Origin of the sequence: Acetomicrobium sp. S15 = DSM 107314, assembly GCF_016125955.1 — a bacterium.
Taxonomy (GTDB): Bacteria; Synergistota; Synergistia; order Synergistales; family Thermosynergistaceae; genus Thermosynergistes; species Thermosynergistes pyruvativorans.
Genome location: NZ_JADEVE010000084.1, coordinates 1 through 406, shown reverse-complemented (window position 1 = coordinate 406; position 406 = coordinate 1). Strand labels below are relative to the sequence as shown.

Sequence of the window (406 nt, the reverse complement as noted above, 5' to 3'; positions counted from 1 at the left end):
TACGAGAGCCATGCTGACCAGGACGATGGTTCCTGCGGCCTACGGCGCATTTTTCGCTGTAGCAACGATCGCCCTTTAGAAATAACTTGGTCCCTTCGGCACGGCAAAGCCTACAAAGTTCTGCTTCCTCCTGCGGATCTAATCCCTGGGAGGAGCTATTTCTTGCCATAATGCCGCTCCTCTCGCAAGTCCGGAAATTCTTCCATTTTAACCCCGTGTTCATCCTCACGAATTTGCTGTCCTTTGAGAGCCTGAGACTACGTTTTCGCTAACTCGTCATAACAATTTATATTGATAATCCACACGTAGACTGCATAATGGTCGTAAAATGTAGTAAAAAAGCTCAACAACATAAGATCTATGTCATCCATGGGGCTAGAGCCTGTGGTTTGAACAACAGTTCCAA

Annotated in this window: 1 pseudogene; it reads right to left on the bottom strand. The window is 46.6% G+C overall.

Features of this window, described 5'->3' with window-relative positions:
* Positions 1-169, bottom strand: a pseudogene (locus EZM41_RS02370) (hypothetical protein); the annotation flags it as partial.
* Positions 170-406: the final 237 nt, after the last annotated feature.